Origin of the sequence: Epibacterium sp. MM17-32, assembly GCF_022348205.1 — a bacterium.
Taxonomy (GTDB): Bacteria; Pseudomonadota; Alphaproteobacteria; order Rhodobacterales; family Rhodobacteraceae; genus Epibacterium.
This window is the reverse complement of record NZ_JAKRFC010000004.1, coordinates 69786-93182: the sequence shown is the minus strand read 5'-3', so window position 1 is coordinate 93182 and position 23397 is coordinate 69786. Positions and strand designations below refer to the sequence as shown.

The window sequence follows — 23397 nt, the reverse complement described above, 5'->3', positions numbered from 1 at the left end:
CTGCGCTTAGCTGCCGCCGAACAGGGTCTCGACACTTGCGGCCGTGGACAGCGGGCTGGTCAGAAGCGACAGCGTCTTGGTCCACTGGGCATAGGGTGCTTCGGTCACATAGATGGTGTCACCGTCGCGGATCACGAAGTCCCGGGCGATGAACAGACCGTTGGGCTGGGTGAGGTTCAGCACGTAGATCATCCGCTGTGCGCCGATCAGATCGTCCCGGCCCAGCACCTGATTGGAAATCGCCTCGGCCTCGTTGCGGAACACAAAGACACCGGTGGGGTCGGAGGCGGTGGCAATCAGGCCACCGACCTGCGCGATGGCCTCCAGCGCGGAGAGGTTCTGGCTCTCGAAGGGCACGCGGGCCTGCGCAGCGGTGGCCCCCAGCGCGGTAAAGGCGCGGGTGTCGCCCTCGACCAGGATCTTGTCGCCGTTGCGCAGCGCGATGTCGAGCTCGGGGTGGTCATAGAGGTCTTCGAACCAGATCTTGCCGGTGTGGCCGCCGCGAATGACGGAGACCTGCGCGATCTCGGGTTCGATCGCCACGCCACCGGCCTGCGCCAGCATGGTGGCCAGCGTCCGGGTGGGGCGTTCGATCGGATAGACCCCCTGCGCGCCGACGGCGCCGGTCAGGCTGACGGTGGCGCCATCGCCCGCAAGCCGGCGCACCTGCACCTGCGGATCGGGGGTCTGATCTTCGAGCTTCTTGGTGATCGCCTCGCGCAGCTGGTCGGGCGTATTGCCGGAGGCGCGCACGCGGCCCGCATAGGGCACAAAGATATAGCCCGCACCGTCGACCTGCACTTCTTCCAGCAGGGTGGCATTGGCCCCGGCGCTGGCCAGGAGGCCGTCGTCGACGTTTTCCCAGATCGTCAGACCGAGGATGTCGCCGGGGCGGATGATGTCGGAGGTCAGAACGGATGCATTGGCGAACTGGTCGGAAAAACCAAGCGCCGGCACCACGGCGGTGGCACGGGCAACGCGGTCATTGACCGCCACCACAAAGGCGTCGCCCTGTTTCTGCACGGACCCTGCAAAGATCTGACGTTTGTTCGGGCCCACCTTGGGCAGCCCGCATGATGCTGCGAGGGCGACCGCAGCCAGCAAGGCCACGGGGCGCGCCCATCGTAAAGTCATGGGTTTCACTGCTCGGTCTCCTCGACCTATGTTTATTTTGCCTCAAGTTTTGCGCCCAAATTAGCGGACTGTCACGCAAAAATCCAGTCGCGCCTGTATTCGGGTTCAGCTCACAACGCGCAAGTGTTGCCGTGGTGCTGCTGTCCCGCGCAGGAGGGCATCATAGGGATCGTCGGCAGAGAGCATCATATCCACCACCTGCCGCAGCAATTGCCGCCGCCCGGAGCGGGAATAGAACCCGCCGGGAAACTGCGAGGTTTCCAGCAGATAGCGGCGATATTGCTTGTAGGCGCGGCCATCGGGGCGGGCGGGGGTGGCAAAGAACTCCGCGAGGCTTTGGGTCGAGGAAAACTCGGGCTTGTCGTAGACCGCGCGGCCAAAGACCTTGAGCGGCAAGCCGCGCCAGAGCACCTGCTGACCGGCGGTGGAGTTCACGGTGACGGCGGTGCGGGCCTCGTTCAGAAGACCCGCCAGCTTGCCTCCGCGCACATAGTGGACCCGCCCCTCGACGCCATGTTCGGCCGCAAGCCGTTTGAGCGCGCGCCGGATCGGGGCGCGGCCATCCTCAAGCGGATGCGCCTTGAACACCAGATGATGGTGGCGCGGCGCGCCCTCGGCAAAGCCGGCCACGACCACCTCAAGGAATTCGGTGATGGTGGAAAAGGGCGAGTGGGCCTGAAAGGCGCTGTCATGCTCCAGCTGCAACAGCGCCAGATGATAGGGAAAGCCGCCGCGCTGGATGCCGGCGGTGGCAAGGCGGCGGTGCAGCGCATGCAGCGGCATCATCAGCAGGCGGTTGAGATAGAGCTGGAATTCCTTGGTCACCGGCAGCGCGCGGTGGGGGCGGAAATTGCGATAGCCCTGGTTCCAGAACATGACGAACCAGTGATAGAGCGCGCCATAGATCACATGCTGGCGGGTGTCGCCCCAATGCGCCGGGGGCATCGGCAGCTCCAGCTCGCTATGGGCCAGCGCCTGTTTCATCTCCGCCACCGGCATCTGCATCAGGCGCGAATTGCCATTGGTGCCGTCGCGTTCGTAGGTGACCCAATAGGGGCGCAGGTAGCCCTCTTCGAAGGTGTGCACGGTGACGCCCCGGCTCCGTGCGATCTCGATCGCATGGGCGTGAACCGGGCGGGTGTCGCCATAGAGCACGATGTCGGTGACCGCGTGGTCCTCCAGCAGCGCCGCGAAGCGGTCGGGCCAGGCCTCCGGCGTGTCGCGATAGGCGATATAGCTGTGTCGGTCGGGCCAGAACATGCGATCCCCGGCGTTGAAGCCAACCCGGCGGACCGCGCATCCGGCGGCCTTCAGCATGCGTCCCAATGCGCCAAAGAAGGGGCCATGCGGCCCTTGCAGGAACAGGAAACTGCGTGTGTCGTGCGAATTCTGCGACATTTATGCTCGATCTGGCCTCTTGGCGGGCGAGGATGGCGGCGGCCACCTGCAACATGGTTACGCTGGCTTTAACCGCAATCTATGGGGAAAGTATGACCATTTGCTTGCCGGGGGGCAAGCTGGCTCTTGAGCCGGGGGCGGGCAGGGGCTAGCTCTGGTCGGGAGGCGCCCGCACGACACGGGCGCGGCACTATCAAGGAGTTCGCCCATGTTCACCGGGATCATCACCGATGTGGGAACCATCACCGAGCTGGAGCAGGAAGGCGACCTGCGCGCCCGCATCCAGACGGCCTATGACACCGGCAGCATCGACATGGGGGCCTCGATCGCCTCGGACGGGGTCTGCCTGACGGTGGTGGCGCTGGGGCCGGATTGGTATGACGTGCAGATCTCGGCCGAGACCACCTCCAAGACCAACATCGATGCGCGCGGCAACCACAAGGGCTGGTTTGTCGGCAAGCGGGTCAATCTGGAACGGGCGCTGAAGGTCGGCGACGAGCTGGGCGGCCATATCGTGTCGGGCCATGTGGATGGCGTCGCCGAAGTGGTGGAGATGCGCGACGAGGGTGACAGCACCCGCGTGACGCTGCGCGCGCCCAAGGATCTGGCGCGGTTCATCGCGCCCAAGGGCTCGGTAGCGCTCAACGGCACCTCGCTGACGGTGAATGAGGTGGAGGGCTGCGATTTCGGCATCAATTTCATCCCGCACACCAAGGAGGTCACCACCTGGGGCGATGTCAGCGTCGGCGATCTGATCAACCTCGAGATCGACACGCTGGCCCGCTATGTGGCGCGCTTGCAGGAGAGCCTGTGATGGCAGCGGGCACAGGATCGGGGCCGGAACAGGCGCCGGGACTGGGGCACAATGGCGGCCCCAGCATGGAGCCGGGGCGGCTGTGGCGGACGCATGCCTGGCGCTCGGCGCAGAAGAAGCTGATGCCCAACACCATTCCCAAGCTGGTGCTGCACATGCGCCTGAAACGCGCCGCCGAGCTGGGCATGGACTACAAGACCTATGCCAAGGTGCGCCAGACCTCCGGTCAGGACGTGCTGGGGCTGTTGTTCTCGGCCAATGCGCTGCGGCTGTTTGGGGGTCCTGCGATCCCGGCGACAGAGGCGGCGGTGCTGGGGCAGCTGGACGGGGCCGGACGTCTGGCCCTGGTCTATCGCCCGCTGCGGTCTGCGCAGGTTCAGGCCGCAAACCCGGCCACGCTGGATGCGGTGGGGCCGGCGCCGGTCTTTACCGAGGGCTGGGGCGCGATGCGCGACAAGGTGCAGGGCGTGATGCGCGAACGTGGCCTGTCCGGTGCCTCGGTGGTGGTGATCGGGGATGCGCCGCTGGAGCGCGAATGGACTACCGCCGGCCGGGCCGCGGCCTATCTGAGCGCGGCGGAATATTTCGGCGGCAACGCGACACGGGCGTAATCCGCGCGTCGAACCCCCGGGCACGCTGTGTCGCGCCCCGCCGCTGGCCCGTTATATCGGGCGGTGATCTGTGCGCTGCGGTGATGCGAGATCAGATCCTGTGATCGGTGTCAGATCAGATGGCTTCGGGTCAGTCAGATAGTCAGGTCAGTCAGATAAAGAGGGCGGCGCCGCCACAGGGGCGGAGGTGGCCGGGGGTATCCCCCCGCGTGCTCAACGTTATCTCTGCACTGCTCCCCACGTGGGGAAGCCGTTTCCTGGTGTTTGGCCGGGGGCTTTAATCCCGGCCGGGGATCGCGATCCGGTGCAGACTAGCGCGGCGGGGTGAGGAAACCGCCACCAGGGCGCGCGGAGGGGGGGCAACGGCGCAAGGCATATCGCCGCCCGTCGATGCGCAGGGGAGGGCACCCGCCCGCGGGTTAAGAAGGCGCTCCCGCCCAAAGGTGAGACAGGGGGGCTCCCGCCCGCAGGTTGGAAGGGGGGCTCCCGCCCGCAGGTTAAACGGGGGGGCTCCCGCCCGCAGGTTAAACGGGGGGGCTCCCGCCCGCAGGTTAAACGGGGGGGCTCCCGCCCCCGGGGCACGCATCACAGATGCGCCCCCCGGCGTTGGGCCGGGCGCGCCGCCCCTGCCGGGGCGGCGCGCGGCGCAGGCCGCAGCGGTGTCGCAAAACCGAGCCTCTGTGCAGGGATGCGCCGGTCGCGTGCAGGGATGTGCCGCTTGCGGGGCTGGTATTTGCCCCATTCGTGGTCTATCCCGACGGACACAAACCTGGCGCGGACGGGGCATTCCCGCTCGCGCGCCCCCATCAGCAAAAGGCCATCCGCCCATGAGCTATGAAACGCCCGGTCCCGTCGAAGCCGAACTGCGCGACGCCATCAGCCCCATCGAAGAGATCATCGACGCCGCTCGTGCCGGTCAGATGTATATCCTGGTGGACCACGAGGATCGCGAGAACGAGGGCGATCTGGTGATTGCGGCGGAGTTTGCCGATGCGGAGGCCATCAACTTCATGGCCACCCATGGGCGCGGGCTGATCTGCCTGCCGATGACCGCCGAGCGCATCGACCGGCTGGGGCTGCCGATGATGGCGGTGAACAATTCCTCGCGCCATGAGACGGCCTTTACGGTGTCGATCGAAGCGCGCGAGGGGGTCTCCACCGGGATCTCGGCCGCGGATCGGGCGCTGACCGTCGCCACCGCCATCAACGAGCAGAACACCATGGCGGCGATCGCCACGCCGGGCCATGTGTTTCCGCTGCGGGCCAAGCGGGGCGGGGTGCTGGTGCGCGCCGGCCATACCGAGGCGGCGGTGGATATTTCCCGTCTGGCCGGCCTGAAACCCGCCGGGGTGATCTGCGAGATCATGAAGGAAGACGGCACCATGGCGCGGCTGCCGGACCTGGTGGAGTTTGCCAAGCAGCATGGCATGAAGATCGGCACCATTTCCGATCTGATTTCCTATCGGACCAAGAACGACAACCTGGTGGATGAGACCGCCCGCTCGACCGTGACCTCTGAATATGGCGGCGACTGGGAGATGCGGATCTTCACCGACCAGACCCATGACGTGGAACATGTGGTGCTGATCAAGGGCGACATCTCCACGCCCGAGCCGGTGCTGACCCGGACCCATGCGCTGCATGAAGCCTCGGACCTGCTGGGGCTGGGACCAAAACCAGCGGGCGAGCTGCCCAAGGCGATGCAGCTGGTGGCCGAAGAGGGGCGCGGTGTGGTCTGCCTGTTCCGCCAGCCGCGCAATGCGCTCTATGCCTCGGACGAGGACGGGGTGCGCACGATCAAGCAAACCGGTCTTGGCGCGCAAATTCTCAATAAACTCGGCATCGAGGAGCTGATCCTGCTCACCGACTCGCCGGAAACCAAATATGTTGGGCTGGATGCTTATGGGCTGTCGATCGTCGGCACCCGTCCGATCCTGTCCCGAGACAGCTAAAGGAGGCCTGCGTCATGGCCGGACATGAAAGCCATTACATCCTGCCGCGCCCGGAATTCGACAAGCCGGTGAAGCTGCTGATCGTGGTGTCGCCCTACTACAAGGACATCGCCGACAATATGGTTGCCGGTGCGGTGGCCGAGATCGAGGCGGTGGGCGGCTCTTACGAGGTGGTCGAGGTCCCCGGCGCGCTGGAGATCCCCACCGCCATCGGCATTTCCGACCGGGCGTCGAACTTTGACGGCTATGTGGCGCTGGGCTGCGTGATCCGCGGCGAGACCACCCATTACGACACGGTCTGCAATGACAGCTCGCGGGCGATCCAGCTCTTGGGTCTTCAGGGGCTGTGCATCGGCAATGGCATCCTGACGGTGGAGAACCGCAAACAGGCCGAGGTGCGCGCCGATCCCGCCGACCAGAACAAGGGCGGCGGCGCGGCGGCTGCGGCCTTGCATCTGATCGCGCTCGCGCGTAAGTGGGGCGCCCAGACCAAGGGAGTCGGCTTCAAGCCTGCCTCCGACTCCTATCGGCTCGCTTGATTCTCTAACAACGGAACGCCCCCGCCATGACCTCGACAGACGCCCCGAACCCGGGCCCCAAACCGGGCAAGAACAAGACGCAGGCCCGCTCTGCCGCGCGTCTCTATGCGGTGCAGGCGCTGTTCCAGATGGAGCATAGCGATCTGTCCTTCGACAAGGTGATCGCCGAGTTCGAGAACCACCGCTTCGGGGCCTCCTATGAGGAGGGCGAGTTTGCCGAGGGCGACACCAAGCTGTTTCGCAAGCTGTTGCGGGACGCGGTGAACCATCAGGCAAAGATCGACCAGATGACCGACCGCGCGCTGGTGGCAAAATGGCCGATCGCCCGCATCGACCCGACCCTGCGGGCGCTGTTCCGCGCGGCGGGGGCGGAGTTCGTCGAGAGCGACACGCCGGTCAAGGTGGTGATCAACGAGTATGTCGATATCGCGCGCGCCTTCTTTCCCGAAGGGCGCGAGGCGAGTTTCGTCAATGCGGTGCTCGACCATATGGCCCGCGAGGCCAAGCCCGAGGCGTTCTGAACGCCGCGCTTGCGGCGGTTTCCCCGGCCTTTCCCCCCGAACCTTTGGACCCTGATCCAGGAGCGCGCGCTGGCGCGCTCTGTTCGTGTGTGGGGGCTTTGCAGGGCGGTGGCAGGGCATTGCACGTGGGCAAGACGCGCCAGGCGCCGCGTTCGGACATCGGTGCCGGTGGCTGTGGCGCGTCTTGATGATGCATCAATGCGACGGGTTGTTGATGCTTTGCGACGTGCGGGCGGCGTGCAGCGCCCGCCAACCCCTATATTATGCACAATAAACAACCAGTTGTTTGCTTTGCCCCGCAAAACCTGTCAGCTTATAGGCCAAGGACAGTTGTTCCAATTTCGGGAACCGACTGCCGACCCGGAAACAAAAACGCCCACGGGGGCTGCCAGAAACAGGAGGGGAAATGTTTCAGAAAATAGTCGTGCCAGTGGACCTGGCGCATGAAGCCGCATTGCAGAAAGCGCTGCAGGTGGCGGTGGGGATGGCGAAGGCCCATTCGGCCGAGCTGTGCTATGTCGGGGTGGCCTCGGCCACTCCGGGCGCCGTTGCCCGCACGCCCGAGGAATACAAGGACAAGCTGGAGAAATTCGCCGAAAGCCAATCCGCCAGCCATGGGGTGCAGGCCAGCAGCCATGCCATCATGACCCATGATCCCACGACGGATCTCAACAAGGCGCTGGAGCAGGCGATTGCCGACCTCAAGGCGGATCTTGTCGTCATGGCCACGCATGTTCCGAATATCTCGGATTACATCTGGGCCGGTCACGGGGCCCATGTGGCTGCCCATAGCACCGCCTCGGTGCTGTTGGTGCGGGATTGACTGACATCGAATTGAAACTCCGAAACGAAAGGCGGTACCTATGACCGACCAAACGCCGGAAACGTCCGACGGCATCCCAAGCCCGGACGGCGCAGCACATATCATAGAAACGGAATATGAAATCGGCCAGGACAATGTGGAGGGGTCTGTCGGCCCGTTGGGGTTTGACATCCACAACCCGGTCTTTGCCATTTCGGGCCTCGCGATCGTGGCCTTTGTGTTTTACACGCTTGCCCTGCCAGAGCAGGCGGGCTCCATTTTCTCCTGGCTGTTCAGCACGGTCACCAAGGGCTTTGACTGGTTCTTCCTCGGTGCCGCGAATATCTTTGTGATCTTCTGTCTGTTCCTGATCGTGACGCCTTTTGGCAACGTCAGGCTGGGCGGCACCGAAGCAGAGCCCGACTACAGCTATATCGGCTGGTTCGCGATGCTGTTCGCAGCCGGTATGGGCATCGGTCTGATGTTCTACGGCGTTTCTGAACCGCTGAGCCACTTTGCATCCTCCATGGGCGGCACCGCCGCCGAGGATGGGGTGCGCACCGACTGGGCGCCGCTGGGTGCCGCCGGGGGCGACGAGGCCGCAGCCGTGCGTCTGGGCATGGCGGCGACGATCTTCCACTGGGGTCTGCACCCCTGGGCGATCTATGCCGTGGTGGCGCTGGCGCTGGCCCTGTTCAGCTACAACAAGGGTCTGCCGCTGACCATCCGCTCTGCCTTCTACCCGATCTTTGGGGATGCGGTCTGGGGCTGGGTCGGTCACGTGATCGACATCCTGGCGGTGTTTGCAACGCTGTTTGGCCTGGCGACCTCGCTCGGCTTTGGCGCGACGCAGGCCAACGCTGGTCTGAACGAGCTGTTTGGCATTGCGGTCAGTTCCACCACCGAGGTGATCCTGATTTCGGCCATCACCGCGATCGCGCTGGTCTCGGTCATGCGCGGCCTCGATGGCGGCGTGAAGGTGCTGTCCGAGATCAACATGGGTCTGGCGTTCCTGCTGCTGATCTTTGTGCTGCTGGTGGGTCCGACCGTGTTCCTGCTGTCGCTGTTCTGGGATTCGCTGTTGGCCTATCTGCAGTTCCTGCCGGCGCTGTCGAACCCGGTGGGGCGTGAGGACGTCAACTTCATGCAGGGCTGGACCTCCTTCTACTGGGCCTGGTGGATTTCCTGGTCGCCGTTTGTGGGCATGTTCATCGCCCGCGTCAGCCGGGGCCGCACCGTGCGGGAGTTCATCACCTGCGTGCTGCTGATCCCGTCGCTGGTCTGCGTGTTGTGGATGAGCGTCTTTGGCGGCACCGCGATGTTCCAGGTGATCTCCGATGGCTATACCGCCGCGCAAGAGGCGGACCTGCCGGTGAAGCTGTTCAAGATGCTCGACGTGATGCCGCTGGCCGGGATCACCTCGCTGGTGGGCATCGTGCTGGTCATCGTGTTCTTCGTGACCTCCTCGGACTCCGGCTCGCTGGTGATCGACACCATCACTGCGGGTGGCAAGGTCGACGCGCCGGTGCCGCAGCGGGCGTTCTGGTGCATCTTTGAGGGTGCGGTGGCGATCGTGCTTCTGCTGAGCGCCGGAGGCCTGCAGTCGCTGCAGTCGATGGTGATCTCCACCGGCCTGCCGTTCACGGTGGTGCTGCTGGTGATGTGCTACGCGATCCTGCGGGGCCTGATGAGCGAGCGCAAGAACACCTGAGCCGCAAGCCCAGTGTGAAACGAGAAACGGCGCCCCGGATCGGGGCGCCGTTTTGCATTGCATGTGGGGTCAGCCCTTGGCCGGTTTGTCCAGAAGGGCCTGCAACTGGCGGCGCGTCGCCTCGTCCAGCCGGTCCAGATGCACCGTCAGGCTCTTGCCGTCGGCGCTGGCCTCGGTCGGGGGCAGGGTGCCGGCACGGCCCGGGGCGATGGCATAGGGGTGCACGTCGCGGGTGATGCCCTTGAACTGCATCGGCGGCATCGGCTCGGCGGCCACGAAATCGCGCACATGGGCGTAGGTTTCATGGCTCATCACGATGCCGCCGGGTTCCGCCGCCGCTTCCAGCCGCGCCGCCAGGTTCGCCTCGGCGCCGATGATGGTGTAATCCATCCGCGCCTCGGAGCCGAAGTTGCCGACGTTGCAATAGCCGGTGTTGATGCCGATGCGGGCGCGGAAGGGGCGGTCGATGCCGCGGGCGCGCCACTCCTGTTCCAGCTCCGCCAGCCGCTCCTGCATCTCCAGCGCCATACGCACGCAGGCGCGGGCGTCTTCGGCGGTGCCCAGGGTTTCCGGATCGCCAAAGAAGGCCACGATGGCATCGCCGATGAACTTGTCGATGGTGGCGCCGTGTTTGGCGGCGATCGCCGACATTTCGGTGAAATACTCGTTCAGGAGCGCCGTCAGCTCTTCGGGTTGCAGGGTCTCGGCGGTCTGGGTGAAGTCCTTGATGTCAGAAAAGAACACCGTCAGCTTCTTGCGCTCGGTCGAGATCGAGGCGTCCTTTTCGCCGGAGAAGATCGACCGGTAGACCTGCGGCGACAGGTAGCGCGAGATCTTCATCGAAATGCCGGCGAGGAATTCGTTGTTGGAGGTCAGTTCCTCGCTGATCTTGCGGAACCGTTGCGCCAGCCGCAGCTGGTGCACCGCAAACAGGATGCCCAGCCCCCCGACCACCACCATATAGAGCAGCAGATGGCTGAAGGAGAACAGGCTGGTCGCCACCTGCTGGGCGATGCTGTAGGACTGCACGCCGCGGATGTCGCCGACCTGCCAGTCGGTCTTGGTGCTGTCGGGGTGGCTGTTGTGGCAGGCGACGCAGGCCTCCTCCATCACCACCGGGGTCACCATGGTCAGATGATGCGAGAACAGCCCGGCCTCCGCGCCGCGAAAGAACAGCAGGTGGTCGTCCGCGCCGTCGCGAAACCGGCTCAGCGCGCGCTCTTCCGCCGGGCTGAGTGTGATCGCCTCGCGCCCGGCAAAGGGATAGTCGGAGGCAAAGCGATAGGAGACATCCAGCCCGTGACCGGCGATCTCGTCGCCCAGTTCGATCGACATGGTGGCCGGGATCGGGATCGCGCCTGCGCGGTCGTGGTAGTCGTGGGTGGCAATGGTCCGGCCGTCGGGGTCCAGCCGGGCGATGACATTGCGGGCGTAGTAGCCGCGCACGGTGTCCAGCACCGCGTCCAGCGCCTGGCCCTGGCGGCGCAGGGACTGGTCGGTGATCGCCATCAGGTCGAGCCAGACCACCACCGGCAGGGCGAGGATGGCCAGCGCCAGCCCCCAGTTGATCAGATGCGGCTGGTTGACGAAAAAGCGCCCGATCCGGCGTTTGAAAGTCATGGTCTGTCGTCCCTCTGGCTCTGGGTCCGAGGCGTCTGTGGCCCGGTTGTGTCTCTGGTCGCGGCGCTGCCGGGGCGGTGCCCGCTGCCGGTGCTGCATACTATACGCGCGGGCGCGGCCAAATCGTCGCAGATTCTGTGTCGGACTGGACGCGGCGGCGGGCGCGCCCTACCTTTTGACTGTATTGTCGAGGAGAGTGCCATGCCCGAGTTGATCAAGCTTTACATTCGCAGCGCCCTCTGGGGGCTGGTGCTGGCGGCGCTGTTCGTGGGCATCCTGCTGTGGTTCAACGTCGCCAACCTCGGGGCGCTGGTGTTCGGCTCCGACGCGGGTGTCGTCGCGGTGCTGGCGCTGTGGATCTCCAACGCGGTGGTGTTTGGCGGCGTGCAGTTCGGGTTCAAGATCATGGCCATGGCAGAGCGCGACGAGACCCCGCGCGGGGGCACTCCGGTGGGCCCGGCGCTGCGTCCGGTTCTGGTGCCGGCCAAGGCGGCAAAGCCGGGCCGTCGCGCCTGAGCGCCTGTCCTGCGCCCGAGTGATCTGCCCTCAGTGCCTGCTCTGGTGTCCGCATTAAACGGGCCGGAGCGGCGCGAGGGAGCAAATCTTCTGGGGTGCGGACTCTTGGTCTGCTGAACTGTTATTCTTGAACGGAGGCTGCCCTGACCGGTTTGTGCGCGACAGCTGCGCATCACGCTCTGTCGTGTCGAACTGTGCAACGGAGATGGCAGAAGTGGCGGGAACCACCAGTCAACCGTGCGGCTTTGATTCCCGAGGACCTGTATGTACAGGTGGGCGCCAGGTAAACGGACCAGGATCCGCACAGAGCCAGCTCCCTCGGATTTGCTTAAGGCCACCAGAATGCTGCCTGTCACGAGAAGGGCAGAACCCGCCTGACGCACTACCTAGTGCGGCGATGGGCCGGACACAAGGGGGCGGAGACATGCGATCTGCACCCGGTTGCGGGGTTGATTTTTGTTCATGAATTGTTCACGGTCGTCTCATGACCCAGCCAGAGCTTGATGATCTTGATGATGACGCCTTTGACACCGGCCCCCTGCGCGACAGCGGGGCGGCTGCGCCGGATGAGGACGCACCGCTGGCCCTGATGCAGCCGGGGCAGCGTCTGGCGCGCGGCGTCAGCCGCTATCTGCGCTCCATGGGGTTTGCCGCGATCGAGGAATTTGTGCCCCTGCGCGGGCTGCGGGTGGACGTGATGGCCCTGGGCCCCAAGGGCGAGCTGTGGGTGATCGAGTGCAAATCCAGCCGCGCCGATTTTCAGAGCGACAGCAAATGGCAGGGCTATCTGGAGTGGTGCGACCGCTATTTCTGGGCGGTGGATGTGGAGTTCCCCACCGAACTGCTGCCGGAAGAGACCGGGCTGATCCTGGCGGATGCCTATGATGCCGAGGTCGTGCGCATGGCGCCGGAGCACAAGCTGGCGCCGGCGCGACGCAAGAAGATGATCCAGAAATTCGCCATGGACGCGGCGCGCCGGTTGCAGAGCCTGCGCGATCCGCGCCCGGGGCGGGACGGGCAATTGTTCACACCGCTGGCGTCTGAGGAGGGCTGAAGGCCCTGCGCGGCGCGCGCCTGCCTCCGCGCGGCGGCGATCAGCTGGTCAGGCGGTCAGGCGATCAGATCCATGGCCGCCTTGGCCGGGGGCACCACATAGATGATGTCGTTGGTGCCTTCCAGGTGCAGGGCCATCATCTGCTGTTCGGCGGCGGCATCCGCTGCTGCACGGACTGGATCGCGGTCATAGGGCGGTGACACCGCCATCAGCGGATCCTGCGGCGCTGTCCGCTCGGGTGATCCGCTGTGCGGTGTGGCCGCCACGGAGGTGGACGCCAAGGGCTCCGGCCGGGTCGGCAGGCGCTCTGCCGTGCGCTCGGAAGGGGCGGGCTGCGACAAGGCCCCGGTCAGCCCCACGGTCTCGTCCGAGATCAGGGCGCCGGTGGTGGCCTCGGCTGGAGAACGCGCGGGGAGCGCGCCGGAGGCGGGCTGCAACTGGGCATAGGCCTTGCGGGCCAGGGCGATCAGATCCTGACTGGCCTGTTTCTGCGCGTCGGTCAGCGGCAGGTTGACCACGGTTGCGGCATGCGGTGTGTCCTCTGCCGGGTTGCGCGGTGCCTCCGCCCGAAGCTCCGACGCCGCAGCCTGTGGTGACGGGTCCGCTTGCGTCGGGGCGGCGGTCGCATCGGTGGCGCGATCGGCGCGCGTTCCGGGATCGACGGGTTCAGGCGGCAGGCCGACAATGACCACGCCGTCCTCCATCACATAGATCACCCGGGGCGGTTTCGTGGCCGAGGTCTCGGCGGCACCGGTGGACACCGTCGGGGATTCTGCCGCCGACGGGGGAGTGTCCGACGTCCTGCCGGACTGCTGCATCGCCGCACCGGAGGGGTAAACCGCGAGGGCTCCCATGTCCTTCTCCGGCGTGGCAGGCAGAGCGGCGGCCTGTGACTGGAGAAAGGCGAGCACCTTCTCCATCTGCTCGACCGTGTCGGCGACCTGGTTCATGGCGGTCTTCCAGCCGGGTTCTGGCGGCTTGGACACCTGCTCGATCAGTTTCTCGCGCACACGGCGGGCCTGGGTGACGTGGTTCTGTAGCTGGTTTGCCGTCAGGCTCTCGGTGCTGGACAGCGAGAGGGCGGCCGCCTTGGGTCCGTTGGCCGAGGCGATCGCGCCGGGCAGGGTGACCATATGTCCCGACGGCGGGATGGCAAACTGATACATTACATACGCTCCAAGCAGAAACTTGACGTCTCTTAATCATTTGGAGAGTGAGGTTAACAGGAGCCTAATTCCAGTAAATAGAACGCCTCAAATTCGATGAATTATTCCGCCCATACAAGGGTGTTAGCCAGTTAACCCTGGGGTCTTGCGGTAAGATTACGGTCGCGGAAAGGACCGGATTGGGGCGGGGTTGCGGCGGTGGCAGACATAAAAAAGCCGGGCGCGCGGCCCGGCTCCGGTGCTCTGACGTGGCAGAGGGCTGTTCAGGAAGCGACGGCCCGCGCGGCCTGCGCCGCGGCGCGAATTTCGTCAGCGATTTCCTCGGCTTCCTCCGGATCGAAGTCCATGGGAATCTCCAGGCCATCGGCTTCGATGAAGATCCGGACCATGCCGACATCGGTGGGGCCGATCTGCATGTTCGCTTCGATGTCACGTTCGGTGTTGATACCCATGCGGAGCTCCTTCGGGCGGCAGTTCGCGGTGAGCATCCCTGCTATCCCGCAAGCGTCTAAAAAGCAAGATGTCGCCCCGCGCGCGCGCCTGCGCCGAACAGGGCTTGATGCGGCGCGGTGCCAGGCCGTGCGGTGCCAGACAAGAGATTTTGCCTTCGTGTAAAAAACTTGTGCAGAGACCTCTTGCGCTCCGGGATTCTGTGCTATAAACGCCCCCGCAGTGCCGCCTTAGCTCAGTTGGTTAGAGCGCCTGATTGTGGATCAGGAGGTCCCCCGTTCGAGCCGGGGAGGTGGTACCACCCTCACCAAAATCATCGCTGTGACATGTGAATACGCCGCCCGGCGTTGGGCGGTGCCGTTGTGGCTGTCGACCGTTGCGGAGGCCGCGACACCGCTGCCCGCGCGATGCACGGCGCAGTCGGGTGAGGCAGGGTATGGGCCGGGAGGAGACAGGGGCGGGAAGGCGTTCTTGCCAACCGGTGTCACTGCACAGGCCACCGCAAAACAGCTGAGACCCGCACCCCATCCCGAGGCGCGCCCGCCAAAGGGGCGGCCGCGCTTGAGACAACTGCCGAAGCCGTGGATATATTGGTATAAAGCGGCTGCGCCGGGGTTATTCCGGTTCGGGCTCCGGGTCGTCCGAGGCGGCTGTTGTGGTGGTCGCGTCGGAGCTGGAGGTAGCCACGGTCAGCGCCACGGCTGCGGCCACGGCGCCCACGGCGACGCCGGTGCTGCCCAATCCGCCGGTGCCGAGGCTGTTGCCCGTGCTGCCGCTGTTGGAGGCGCTGGAGGAGCTGGGCGCATTCTGGCGGCAGGTCACCTGAAGCAGACCGCCGGGAATATATGTTGCCGAGACCACGGTGCCGGAGCCACAGACCAGTCGGGCCCGCGCTTCGGCGACGGCGGCGCCCTGCGCCGGTGCGAGGGAAGGGAGCAGGGCAAGACAAAGGCCTGCAAAACCGGTGTGGAGGCGTGGCATCATGAAGCCCTCTCGTATCAGTTGGACGCTGCGTTTGCGGGATAGTCTGCCACGCGACTATAGCCCGTCCACGGGGAATTTTCGATGATTTTTCTGGTGGAGATGCTGCGAGGGCCTTGGGACAAAGTCGTTGCGGCTTTGCGGGCTTCGCAGAGAGGCGATCCTGAGGTAGCCTAGGGGTATACTGCAATTTGCATTCGCCAATGGAGATTCTGAGATGAAACAGACAGCGGCAGCACTGGCAACGGCCTTTCTCGTGGCAGGCGGGCAGGTGGCGCAGGCCCAACAGCAGCTGGTTTATACCGTCGTGGTGCCCTCCGGTCAGTTCGGCTCGGCGAATTTCCTCAAGGAGCTGGTACGGAGCCTGGCCACGATCCAGGCCTTCTGCGGCGGGCTGGAGGATCGCAGCTACCGGGTCGACTGTATGGCGGAGCGCTTGCAGGCGGTGTCGGGAGAGATCCCGGAGGGCACCGATTATGACGAGGTGCGCAGCGTGCTGGCGGAGGCCTCTGCCAAGCTGGAGACCCTGGCCCGCGACAACCGGGATCGCAGCAAGGGGCGCATCAACGTATCCAGTGCCAAGGCCGGTGGCGGTGCAACCGCGCGCCCGCTGGTGGCAGTGGATGCGGCAGAGCTGGCGGCGGTGAACCAGCAGGCCGAGGCCATTCTGGACGAGGCGCGCACGGTACTGCTGCGCAGCGCCGGGTCCCGCCAGCGGCAAAGCCAGTACACGCGGATTGCGCAGGCGCTGGATTCCAGCAAGGTTCTGCTGCGCTCCTGATCCCGACCGCGCGCATTGGCGCGCCGCGTCGGCGCGGGCCGCCAAGTCCGGGCGGTCTCAGCCAGCGTCACGCCTCCGTCCGTCTAGGGCTCAGGCTCCCTAAGTCGTCCGAGCGCCTAGGCTCAGTCCGCAGGCGCGGGCTGGATCTGCAGGGTCTGGCGCAGGGCGCCGGTCTCGCTGTCCAGGATCAGGATCTGATCCTCTGTCGTCACCACGGCGACCCAGCCGGTGCCGAAGGTCACCGCCCGCGCGGTGGCGCCATCGGGCAGGGTGATGTCAGCTGGCAGCTGCGGCGCCGCATCGCCCTCCGACAAACGGATGACAAGCAGCGCGATTACCACTAGAACCCCGCCCACCATGATCACGGTCAGCGTGGTCACCAGGCGCCGCAGGAATCGCAGCTGCGCCGGTTCGTCTATGGTTTCAGACTCGGAAGGATGTGTCATGGCCAGCCGCCGCATTGAATTTGTGATCGCGGAGAACCCGCCCAAGCGGCTTGATAAAGCGATCGCGCGCGATGTGCCAGAGGAAGCGAACCTGTCGCGCACCCGTCTGGCCCGGCTGATCGAGAGTGGCGGCGTCGCCGTGGATGGGGCGGTGGCCCGTGACGCCAAGGCGCGCATCCCGGAGGGCGCGCAGGTGGCGATCACCGTGGAAGAGGCCGAGGACAGCCATATCGGCCCCGAGGACATCCCGCTGGATGTGATCCATGAGGATGCCGACCTTATCGTCATCAACAAACCGGCAGGCATGGTGGTGCATCCGGCCCCCGGCAGCCCGTCGGGCACGCTGGTCAATGCCTTGCTGCATCACTGCGGCGCGGATCTCTCCGGTGTGGGCGGGGTAAAGCGCCCCGGCATCGTGCACCGGATCGACAAGGAGACCTCGGGCCTGCTGGTGGTGGCGAAATCCGATGCGGCACACCAGGGGCTGGCGGCGCAGTTCGAGCGCCACAGCGTCGAGCGCTATTATCAGGCGGTCTGCTACGGGGTGCCGGACGGCAATGATCCGCGTCTGCGCGGTGTGCGGGGGGCGCGGTTCGAGCCGGGCAACATCCTGAAGATCACCACGCAGCTGGCGCGCCACAAGACCGACCGCCAGCGTCAGGCGGTGCTGTTTGAGGGCGGCCGTCACGCGGTGACCCGGGCGCGTATCGTCGAGGCTTTTGGAACGCCCGCGGTGGCGTCATTGGTGGAGTGCTGGCTGGAAACCGGGCGCACCCATCAGATCCGCGTGCATATGGCGCATGCCGGCCATGGGTTGCTGGGTGATCCCACCTATGGCGGCAAGCGCAAGATCTCTCCCAAAGCGCTGAGCGCGGCCGCGCTGGCGGCGGTCAACGGGTTCCCGCGGCAGGCGCTGCACGCCGCGGTCCTGGGGTTCGAGCACCCGGTGACCGGGGCAACCCTGCGTTTTGAGGCGCCGTTGCCGGATGACATGCAACAGCTGATCACAGCGCTGCGCGGAGCAGCCGCGGCCTGAGCGTGCCGCGCGCCCAGGACGGCGATGGCATAGGGCGGTGGTGCGAGGTGTTTCGCTTCGGGCTTTGCCCGAAGCGACCCGCGCCGCGGGCCCAGCGGGCCCGCGGCGCGGGGCCCAACGCTCCGATGGGGCCGTCAGGCCACAAGGAGGGGCGGGAGCGCTCCCGGTTTTGCGGGCTTGGTGCCGACGCCCCGGGATCAGAGGGGGAGAGCGCCGGTGACGGTCTCGCGAAAATAGTCGAGCTTGCCGTCTTTTTCATGTGACAAGATATAGGTGAGGCTGGTCACCTCATAGCCTTTAACCCCGTAGTAGAACTGCTGATGGAAGCGGGTCAGATGCCAGCCGTCGGACAGCGGTTGCACGTGGATCTCCAGCGCCTCGGTGCCGCGTGGAAACACATCCGTCGCCAGCCGCCCGAGAATGCGGCCCATGGCGTCGATCCCGTGGCCGGCTTGCCAACTGGCATCAACGTCATCGGCGTAGTGATCAATGCGAAAATCGATGTCATCCGCGAGATGCGACATCAGATCCGGCGCGCCCGCGACGAATTTATGCAGAACGGTGTCGATGACGGGGCGGGCGGAGCCGGCAGATCGGGTGGCGGCGGCGGTTGGTGCTGTGGTCATGAGATATCTCCTGTACGACCTGAAAGGTGACACCAGAGATGGCGGTTTGTGCGCACATAGGATAGGCTGATGTCAGCTATGTTTTGCATAGGATGATCGTATGTTCGAAATCACCCCGCTGCGCTATTTCCTGAGCGCCTATGAGACCGGGTCCATCAGCCGCGCCGCGCAGGTCAACAATGTCAGCCAACCGAGCGTTTCCGCCGCCATCCAGCGGCTGGAGCGCGACCTTGGCGGGGCGCTGTTCCTGCGCTCGCGCCAGGGCTTGCAGGTTACCGCGCTGGGGACACAGCTCTATCGCGAAGCGGCGGCGAGTGTCAGCCATCTGGCCGATTTGCCGGCACGGTTGCGGCCGCGCGTGCCGCAGGCGGTGCGGATCTACTGTCACCCGGATATGGTGCTGGCGCCATTCGCGGCCCCGCTGCAGGCGCTGACCCGGCGGCGACCGGAGGTGATGCCCGAATTCACCGATGACCCTGGCAGCTGCGACATCGCCTGTATTGCCGAGCCCTGCACCCCGGCGGGATATGTGTTCCTGCCGCTGTGGGAGGACAGCTACGGGGTGGCGCTGCCCGTGGGGCACCGGCTGGCGCAGCGCGAGACGGTGGCGCTGGCGGATCTGGCGGGGGCGCCCTTCATCCAGCGGCCCTATTGCCCGCAGGCGGATATGCTCCATCTCCTTGCGGAAGAGGGGCTGGCGCCGGGCCGCGCCGGGGCGGCTGCGACCAATGACCCGCAGCTGCTGGATCTGGTCGCTGCCGGGCTTGGCGTCGCCTTTGTGCCGCTGCGCCATGGGGCCCAGCATGCGGGGGTGTGCGTTCGCCCCGTGCAGCCCGGCCCGCAGGTGCGCCGCCGGGCGGGGCTGGCGCATCGCCGGACGGTCGCGGCGCGTGAACTGGCCGAGGAGATCGCAGCGCCATTGAGAGAAATGTGATTGTTATCAATGCATTGATCGAAAGATGAGTTTTTTTGACGGCTTTTGTGACACACTTCACAGAGGACGTGCGTTGTCCTTTGTATAACACTGGACAACAGCGCACTTGAATTGCGCGCCGGAGACAACCAATTGGGCTGATGTTAAGTCCTTGAACATTCGAAAGGGACAGATCTGATGGCAAATTATGCAAACCTGCCCGCCCCCTCTCCCGAAGGTGGCCTCAATCGCTATCTGCAGGAGATCCGCAAGTTTCCGCTGCTGGAGCCGGAAGAGGAATACATGCTGGCCAAGCGCTGGGTCGAGGAGCAGGACACCGAAGCCGCGCATAAGATGGTGACCTCTCACCTGCGTCTGGCGGCCAAGATTGCCATGGGCTACCGCGGTTATGGTCTGCCACAGGCGGAGGTGATCTCCGAGGCCAACGTGGGCCTGATGCAGGCGGTGAAACGCTTTGATCCCGAAAAGGGCTTTCGCCTGGCGACCTATGCCATGTGGTGGATCCGCGCGTCGATCCAGGAATACATCCTGCGATCCTGGAGCCTGGTGAAGCTGGGCACCACCTCGGCGCAGAAGAAGCTGTTCTTCAACCTGCGCAAGGCAAAGGCGCGGATCGGCGCGCTGGAGGACGGCGACCTGCGTCCCGATGTGGTGAAGAAGATCGCAACCGACCTGGGCGTGACCGAGGACGAGGTGATCTCGATGAACCGCCGGATGTCCGGCGGCGATGCGTCGCTCAATGCCATGGTGGGCAGCGATGGCGACAGCACCATGCAATGGCAGGACTGGCTCGAAGACGAGGACGCGGATCAGGCCGGCGATTACGAGGCGCGTGACGAGCTGGAGGCGCGGCGCGAGCTGCTGACCGAGGCGATGAGCGTGCTGAACGATCGCGAGAAGGACATCCTGACGCAACGCCGGCTGGCGGAGCAGGCCAAGACCCTGGAAGAGCTGAGCCTGCAATATGACGTGAGCCGCGAGCGCATTCGCCAGATCGAGGTGCGGGCGTTCGAGAAGCTGCAGAAGAAAATGCGGGAGCTGGCGACCGGCAAGGGCATGATGCAGCAGCCCGCCTGACCCGGCGCGACACGATTTGTCATCAGCACCTTTCTCCCTCGGTGCCGACAAGTATGGGGCCACCACAGCGGTGGCCCCTTTTTGTGTTGCCCCATGGTGGGGGCGCCGGTGTTCGGCGTCGCAAGCGATCTGTGTCGGGGGCTCAGGCGGCGTCTGGTTTGCGCGCAACAGCACAGGCAAGCGCCGCAGGACAGCGACATGCCGGACAAGCCCACGCAGTCCTGTCCGAAGATGTCGCGGGTGGGCGTATGGCGGCAGCCGTGCGGCGAGGTTGTCTGTGCGGTGGGAAGTGCCCGCGCGTCACGTCAGAGTGGCGGGCAACGGTGACAGGTGCGGGCAAGAGCGGCGCGCAAAGGGACCCGATGCGGTTGGCCGATCAATTGGCACGACATGTGACGGAAGAGCGCTGCGGTGCTGGCTGCGAGAGGCGTTGCGGGCAACAGCGGTCACTGCATTGGCTGGCTGGGTGAGGTTGGGTGCTGGCGTGGCTGGCGATCTGGCTGGGTCCCGAGGGGCCTGGCTGGAGAGCGAGCTGCGCGCTGCCGTGTCATCTGGCTTGCTGCAGTTGCGTTATGGATAGCCGCTCCAGCATGCGGGGTCAACAAAAAATCGAGCAAAATCAAATAGTTGACTGATGTTGTCGGGTATTATTTCCGACCAGGAGACTCGGGATTTGCCATGTGGGACAGAAAATCACGCCGCATCAAAGCGATGCAGGATTGCGGTGATGACAGGGCGGGGCTCAGTCAAGCCGCGCACGCAGGACGCGCAGCATGTTTTCGCCGGCAACCTTGCGGATCTGGGCGGGCGTCAGCCCCTCATCCAGCAGCGCCTGGGTCAGGGCGGCCAGCTCCGAGCTGTCGAACGCGGTGGTGACCGAGCCGTCGAAGTCCGAGCCAAGGGCGACGTGATTCTCGCCCACCACCTCGATCGCGGCGCGGATCGCCCGCGCCACACCGGCCGGGCTGGGGTCACAGACGGCACCCGCCCAATAGCCGATCCCGATCACGCCGCCGCTGGCGGCGATCTGCTGCATCAGCGGATCACGCAGGTTGCGCTTGACCGGGCAGGCCCGGTGGATGCCGCCATGGGACAGGATGATCGGCACATCCGTCATCGCCAGCACATCGCGCACCACCTGCGGGCTGGAATGGGCCACATCGAGGATCAGCCCCTGGTCCACGCTGGCGGTCACCACCGCGCGGCCAAAGTCGGTCAGCCCCTCGTTGCCGCTGCCATGCAGCGAACCGCCAAGCGCATTGTCAAAGAAATGATGCAGGCCAATCACCCGGTAGCCGGCGTCGACCAGCGCCTGCAACTTGCTCAGGTCGCCCTCCAGCGGATGCGCCCCTTCAAGGCCGAGGAGGCCGCCCACCACGGGCTCTCCGCCGCGCTTCAGGTCCAGCAGCGTGTCCAGATCCGCTTTGGTCCGCAAGATCCGCAGACGCCCGTCGGCGCGCTCCTGGACCCGGTGCAGCTTTTCGGCCTGGTAAAGCGCCCGCTGGTGCAGCGACGACCAGGTCGGCAGCGGCCAGAGCTGCCCGATGGCGAGCAGGGTGATATTGTCCCGGGCGTCGGCGTCGTTGTGATCGTAGTTCTGTCCGGCGGGGGATTTCGTTACTGCGGTAAAGACCTGCACCGCCACATTGCCCTCGATCAGCCGGGGAATGTCCACATGGCCGCGACTGCCGCGTTTGGTCAGATCGCGTTTCCACAGCAGCGAATCGGCATGCAGATCGCCGATCAGCAGGCTGTCATGCAGGGCGCGCGCCTCGGCGCTGACCGGATAGGGGGCATGGTCGGTCACCCGGTTGCGGGTCTTTTCGACATAGGCCGGGCCAAACAGCAGGATGCCGATGACCGCCGCCGCGCAGAGCAGGAGCAGCCGTCCGATCCATTTCGCCAGTGTTGCCATTATCCTGATCCTCCATGTGGTGTGCCGGCAGGCTACGTCAGGGGGCGTGCCGTGCAAGGGGTTTTCCCGCAAAGGGAGATCCCGGCGCATTTGCCCCGGAGGATTGCAGGCTCTATGCTGCGGCGATATGTGAGCGCAAACATCCATTCCTGTGCAAAGGAGAGTGACCATGCCGAACCCCGTCCGTTGGGGCATCCTCGGGGCTGCCAAATTCGCCCGTGAACACATGGGGCCCGCAATTCACGCCGCCAGCGGCGCAGAGCTGGCGGCGCTGGCGACCTCCAGCGCAGAGAAGGCGGCACCGTTCCAGGCCTTTGCGCCGGGGCTGCGTGTCTTTGACAGCTATGAGGCGCTGCTGGCCGATGCGGACATCGATGCTGTCTACATCCCGCTGCCCAACCACCTGCATGTGGAGTGGGCGCTGAAGGCGATGGCGGCGGGCAAGCATGTGCTGGTGGAGAAGCCGGCGACGCTGCAGGCGGCGGAGTTCGACCAGCTGATCGCGGCGCGGGAGGCGGCCGGTGTGCTGGCGGCCGAAGCCTATATGATCGTGCATCACCCGCAGTGGCAGCGGGCGCGTGATCTGGTGCAGGGCGGCGCGCTGGGTCAGGTGAAACATGTGTCGGGCAAGTTCTCCTTCGACAATCGCGCCGATACCGGTAATATCCGCAATCGCCCCGAGACCGGCGGCGGTGCGCTGCGCGACATCGGGGTCTATGTCTTTGGCGGCGCGCGGTTTGTCCTCGGGGCCGAGCCCGAAGTGGTCAGTGCCCAGATCGAATGGGAAAACGGCGTTGATGTGGTCTCTGACGTGCAGGCGCGGTTTCCGGGAGTGCTGTACAGGGCCTATGTCAGCACGCGCATGCATCCCTATCAGGAAATGGTGTTCCACGGGGACAAGGGCGTGTTGCGCCTGACGGCGCCGTTCAATCCGCGGGTCTTTGGCGAGGCCCGGCTGGAGCTGCATCAGGCGGGGCCGGCGGGGGCTGCCGGGCAGGTGCTGGAGGAACGCTTTCCGGTGGCGGATCACTACAAGCTGCAGGTCGAGAACTTTGGCCGCGCGGTGCGCGAGGGGGCGCCCTATCCCTGTCCGCTGGAATTCTCCCGCGGGACGCAGGAGATGATGGATCAGGTCTTTGCGGTGGCGACGGATCTCTGATCCGGGCGCAGGTCCGCTGCGGCGGGCGGGGAGGCTCCCGCCCGTCCGCTCTGCATGAAACATGCAGACCGGCCCGTTGGGCGGGGCAGGCCGCGCCGAAGGCGCGGCCTGCCGCCGGGCGACGTGCGTCGCACGGCGCAACCCCTCTGTGACC

The 23397-nt window shown here is 65.5% G+C and carries 23 protein-coding genes and 1 tRNA gene; 15 read left to right on the top strand and 9 right to left on the bottom strand.

The window, feature by feature from the left end; all coding sequences use genetic code 11:
• Window positions 1–6 precede the first annotated feature (6 nt).
• Both MHM88_RS08365 and MHM88_RS08360 read right to left on the bottom strand, forming a co-directional pair.
• Entirely contained in the window at window positions 7–1134 is a 1128-nt protein-coding gene (locus tag MHM88_RS08365; RefSeq protein ID WP_239323040.1) for a polysaccharide biosynthesis/export family protein, read from the bottom strand.
• 105 nt (window positions 1135–1239) lie between these two features.
• Window positions 1240–2532 (bottom strand): capsule biosynthesis protein, encoded by a 1293-nt coding sequence (locus MHM88_RS08360; protein ID WP_239362844.1) that lies wholly within the window; start codon window positions 2530–2532, stop codon window positions 1240–1242.
• A gap of 208 nt (window positions 2533–2740) precedes the next feature.
• Here MHM88_RS08360 and MHM88_RS08355 point away from each other — a divergent pair, with 208 nt between their 5' ends.
• From MHM88_RS08355 to MHM88_RS08325, 7 genes are all read left to right on the top strand, one after another.
• Window positions 2741–3346: a riboflavin synthase gene (locus tag MHM88_RS08355; RefSeq protein WP_239323042.1), complete on the top strand. Its 606-nt coding sequence runs from the start codon at window positions 2741–2743 to the stop codon at window positions 3344–3346.
• Complete coding sequence (locus tag MHM88_RS08350; RefSeq protein WP_239362842.1) at window positions 3346–3957, top strand: hypothetical protein; 612 nt, start codon at window positions 3346–3348, stop codon at window positions 3955–3957. Before MHM88_RS08355 ends, MHM88_RS08350 begins: the two co-directional genes overlap by 1 nt.
• 827 nt (window positions 3958–4784) lie before the next feature.
• On the top strand, window positions 4785–5909 hold the full coding sequence (gene ribB / locus MHM88_RS08345; protein ID WP_239362840.1) for a 3,4-dihydroxy-2-butanone-4-phosphate synthase: 1125 nt from the start codon (window positions 4785–4787) through the stop codon (window positions 5907–5909).
• A 14-nt stretch (window positions 5910–5923) separates the two neighbouring features.
• A complete protein-coding gene (locus tag MHM88_RS08340; protein ID WP_239323045.1) occupies window positions 5924–6448 on the top strand; it encodes a 6,7-dimethyl-8-ribityllumazine synthase in 525 nt (174 codons plus the stop codon).
• Window positions 6449–6474: 26 nt separating this feature from the next.
• Window positions 6475–6969, top strand: a complete 495-nt coding sequence (nusB, locus tag MHM88_RS08335) for a transcription antitermination factor NusB (protein WP_239323046.1) — start codon at window positions 6475–6477, stop codon at window positions 6967–6969.
• 406 nt (window positions 6970–7375) lie between these two features.
• Complete coding sequence (locus tag MHM88_RS08330) at window positions 7376–7792, top strand: universal stress protein (RefSeq protein ID WP_239323047.1); 417 nt, start codon at window positions 7376–7378, stop codon at window positions 7790–7792.
• Window positions 7793–7832: 40 nt separating this feature from the next.
• Window positions 7833–9482, top strand: coding sequence for a BCCT family transporter (locus MHM88_RS08325; RefSeq protein ID WP_239323048.1), 1650 nt, complete (start codon window positions 7833–7835; stop codon window positions 9480–9482).
• 69 nt (window positions 9483–9551) lie between these two features.
• Here the strand turns inward: MHM88_RS08325 and MHM88_RS08320 are convergent, their stop codons facing one another.
• Window positions 9552–11102, bottom strand: a complete 1551-nt coding sequence (locus tag MHM88_RS08320; protein ID WP_239362830.1) for an adenylate/guanylate cyclase domain-containing protein — start codon at window positions 11100–11102, stop codon at window positions 9552–9554.
• 201 nt (window positions 11103–11303) lie between these two features.
• On the opposite strand from MHM88_RS08320, the gene MHM88_RS08315 reads away from it, so the two are divergent.
• Together MHM88_RS08315 and MHM88_RS08310 are read left to right on the top strand one after the other, a co-directional pair.
• Window positions 11304–11618 (top strand): hypothetical protein, encoded by a 315-nt coding sequence (locus tag MHM88_RS08315; protein ID WP_239323050.1) that lies wholly within the window; start codon window positions 11304–11306, stop codon window positions 11616–11618.
• Window positions 11619–12207: 589 nt separating this feature from the next.
• A complete protein-coding gene (locus MHM88_RS08310; protein ID WP_239363637.1) occupies window positions 12208–12672 on the top strand; it encodes an MmcB family DNA repair protein in 465 nt (154 codons plus the stop codon).
• Window positions 12673–12728: 56 nt separating this feature from the next.
• Here MHM88_RS08310 and MHM88_RS08305 read toward each other — a convergent pair whose 3' ends face one another.
• Window positions 12729–13838: a chemotaxis protein CheA gene (locus MHM88_RS08305; protein ID WP_239362827.1), complete on the bottom strand. Its 1110-nt coding sequence runs from the start codon at window positions 13836–13838 to the stop codon at window positions 12729–12731.
• A gap of 263 nt (window positions 13839–14101) precedes the next feature.
• The gene (locus tag MHM88_RS08300; protein ID WP_239323052.1) at window positions 14102–14290 is read right to left on the bottom strand and encodes a DUF6324 family protein; all 189 of its coding nucleotides are present in this window, start codon (window positions 14288–14290) and stop codon (window positions 14102–14104) included.
• Window positions 14291–14512: 222 nt separating this feature from the next.
• On the opposite strand from MHM88_RS08300, the gene MHM88_RS08295 reads away from it, so the two are divergent.
• Window positions 14513–14589 (top strand) — tRNA-His (locus MHM88_RS08295).
• A gap of 314 nt (window positions 14590–14903) precedes the next feature.
• Here MHM88_RS08295 and MHM88_RS08290 read toward each other — a convergent pair.
• Window positions 14904–15272: a hypothetical protein gene (locus tag MHM88_RS08290; protein WP_239362825.1), complete on the bottom strand. Its 369-nt coding sequence runs from the start codon at window positions 15270–15272 to the stop codon at window positions 14904–14906.
• Window positions 15273–15486: 214 nt separating this feature from the next.
• Between MHM88_RS08290 and MHM88_RS08285 the strand changes: the two genes are divergently transcribed.
• Window positions 15487–16050: a hypothetical protein gene (locus MHM88_RS08285; protein ID WP_239323054.1), complete on the top strand. Its 564-nt coding sequence runs from the start codon at window positions 15487–15489 to the stop codon at window positions 16048–16050.
• A gap of 122 nt (window positions 16051–16172) precedes the next feature.
• On the opposite strand, the gene MHM88_RS08280 is transcribed toward MHM88_RS08285, so the two are convergent.
• On the bottom strand, window positions 16173–16496 hold the full coding sequence (locus tag MHM88_RS08280) for a DUF6476 family protein (RefSeq protein WP_239362814.1): 324 nt from the start codon (window positions 16494–16496) through the stop codon (window positions 16173–16175).
• On the opposite strand from MHM88_RS08280, the gene MHM88_RS08275 reads away from it, so the two are divergent.
• Entirely contained in the window at window positions 16495–17532 is a 1038-nt protein-coding gene (locus MHM88_RS08275) for an RluA family pseudouridine synthase (protein ID WP_239362812.1), read from the top strand. The two genes, MHM88_RS08280 and MHM88_RS08275, sit on opposite strands and share 2 nt — an antisense overlap.
• A gap of 197 nt (window positions 17533–17729) precedes the next feature.
• On the opposite strand, the gene MHM88_RS08270 is transcribed toward MHM88_RS08275, so the two are convergent.
• Entirely contained in the window at window positions 17730–18158 is a 429-nt protein-coding gene (locus tag MHM88_RS08270) for a hypothetical protein (protein WP_239362810.1), read from the bottom strand.
• 100 nt (window positions 18159–18258) lie between these two features.
• On the opposite strand from MHM88_RS08270, the gene MHM88_RS08265 reads away from it, so the two are divergent.
• Together MHM88_RS08265 and rpoH are read left to right on the top strand one after the other, a co-directional pair.
• Entirely contained in the window at window positions 18259–19092 is an 834-nt protein-coding gene (locus tag MHM88_RS08265; protein WP_239362800.1) for a LysR family transcriptional regulator, read from the top strand.
• A gap of 177 nt (window positions 19093–19269) precedes the next feature.
• Complete coding sequence (gene rpoH / locus MHM88_RS08260) at window positions 19270–20169, top strand: RNA polymerase sigma factor RpoH (protein WP_239323059.1); 900 nt, start codon at window positions 19270–19272, stop codon at window positions 20167–20169.
• Window positions 20170–20911: 742 nt separating this feature from the next.
• On the opposite strand, the gene MHM88_RS08255 is transcribed toward rpoH, so the two are convergent.
• Entirely contained in the window at window positions 20912–22084 is a 1173-nt protein-coding gene (locus MHM88_RS08255) for a dipeptidase (protein ID WP_239362798.1), read from the bottom strand.
• Window positions 22085–22253: 169 nt separating this feature from the next.
• Here MHM88_RS08255 and MHM88_RS08250 point away from each other — a divergent pair, with 169 nt between their 5' ends.
• Window positions 22254–23243, top strand: a complete 990-nt coding sequence (locus MHM88_RS08250; RefSeq protein WP_239362796.1) for a Gfo/Idh/MocA family protein — start codon at window positions 22254–22256, stop codon at window positions 23241–23243.
• The last annotated feature ends 154 nt before the right edge of the window (window positions 23244–23397 follow it).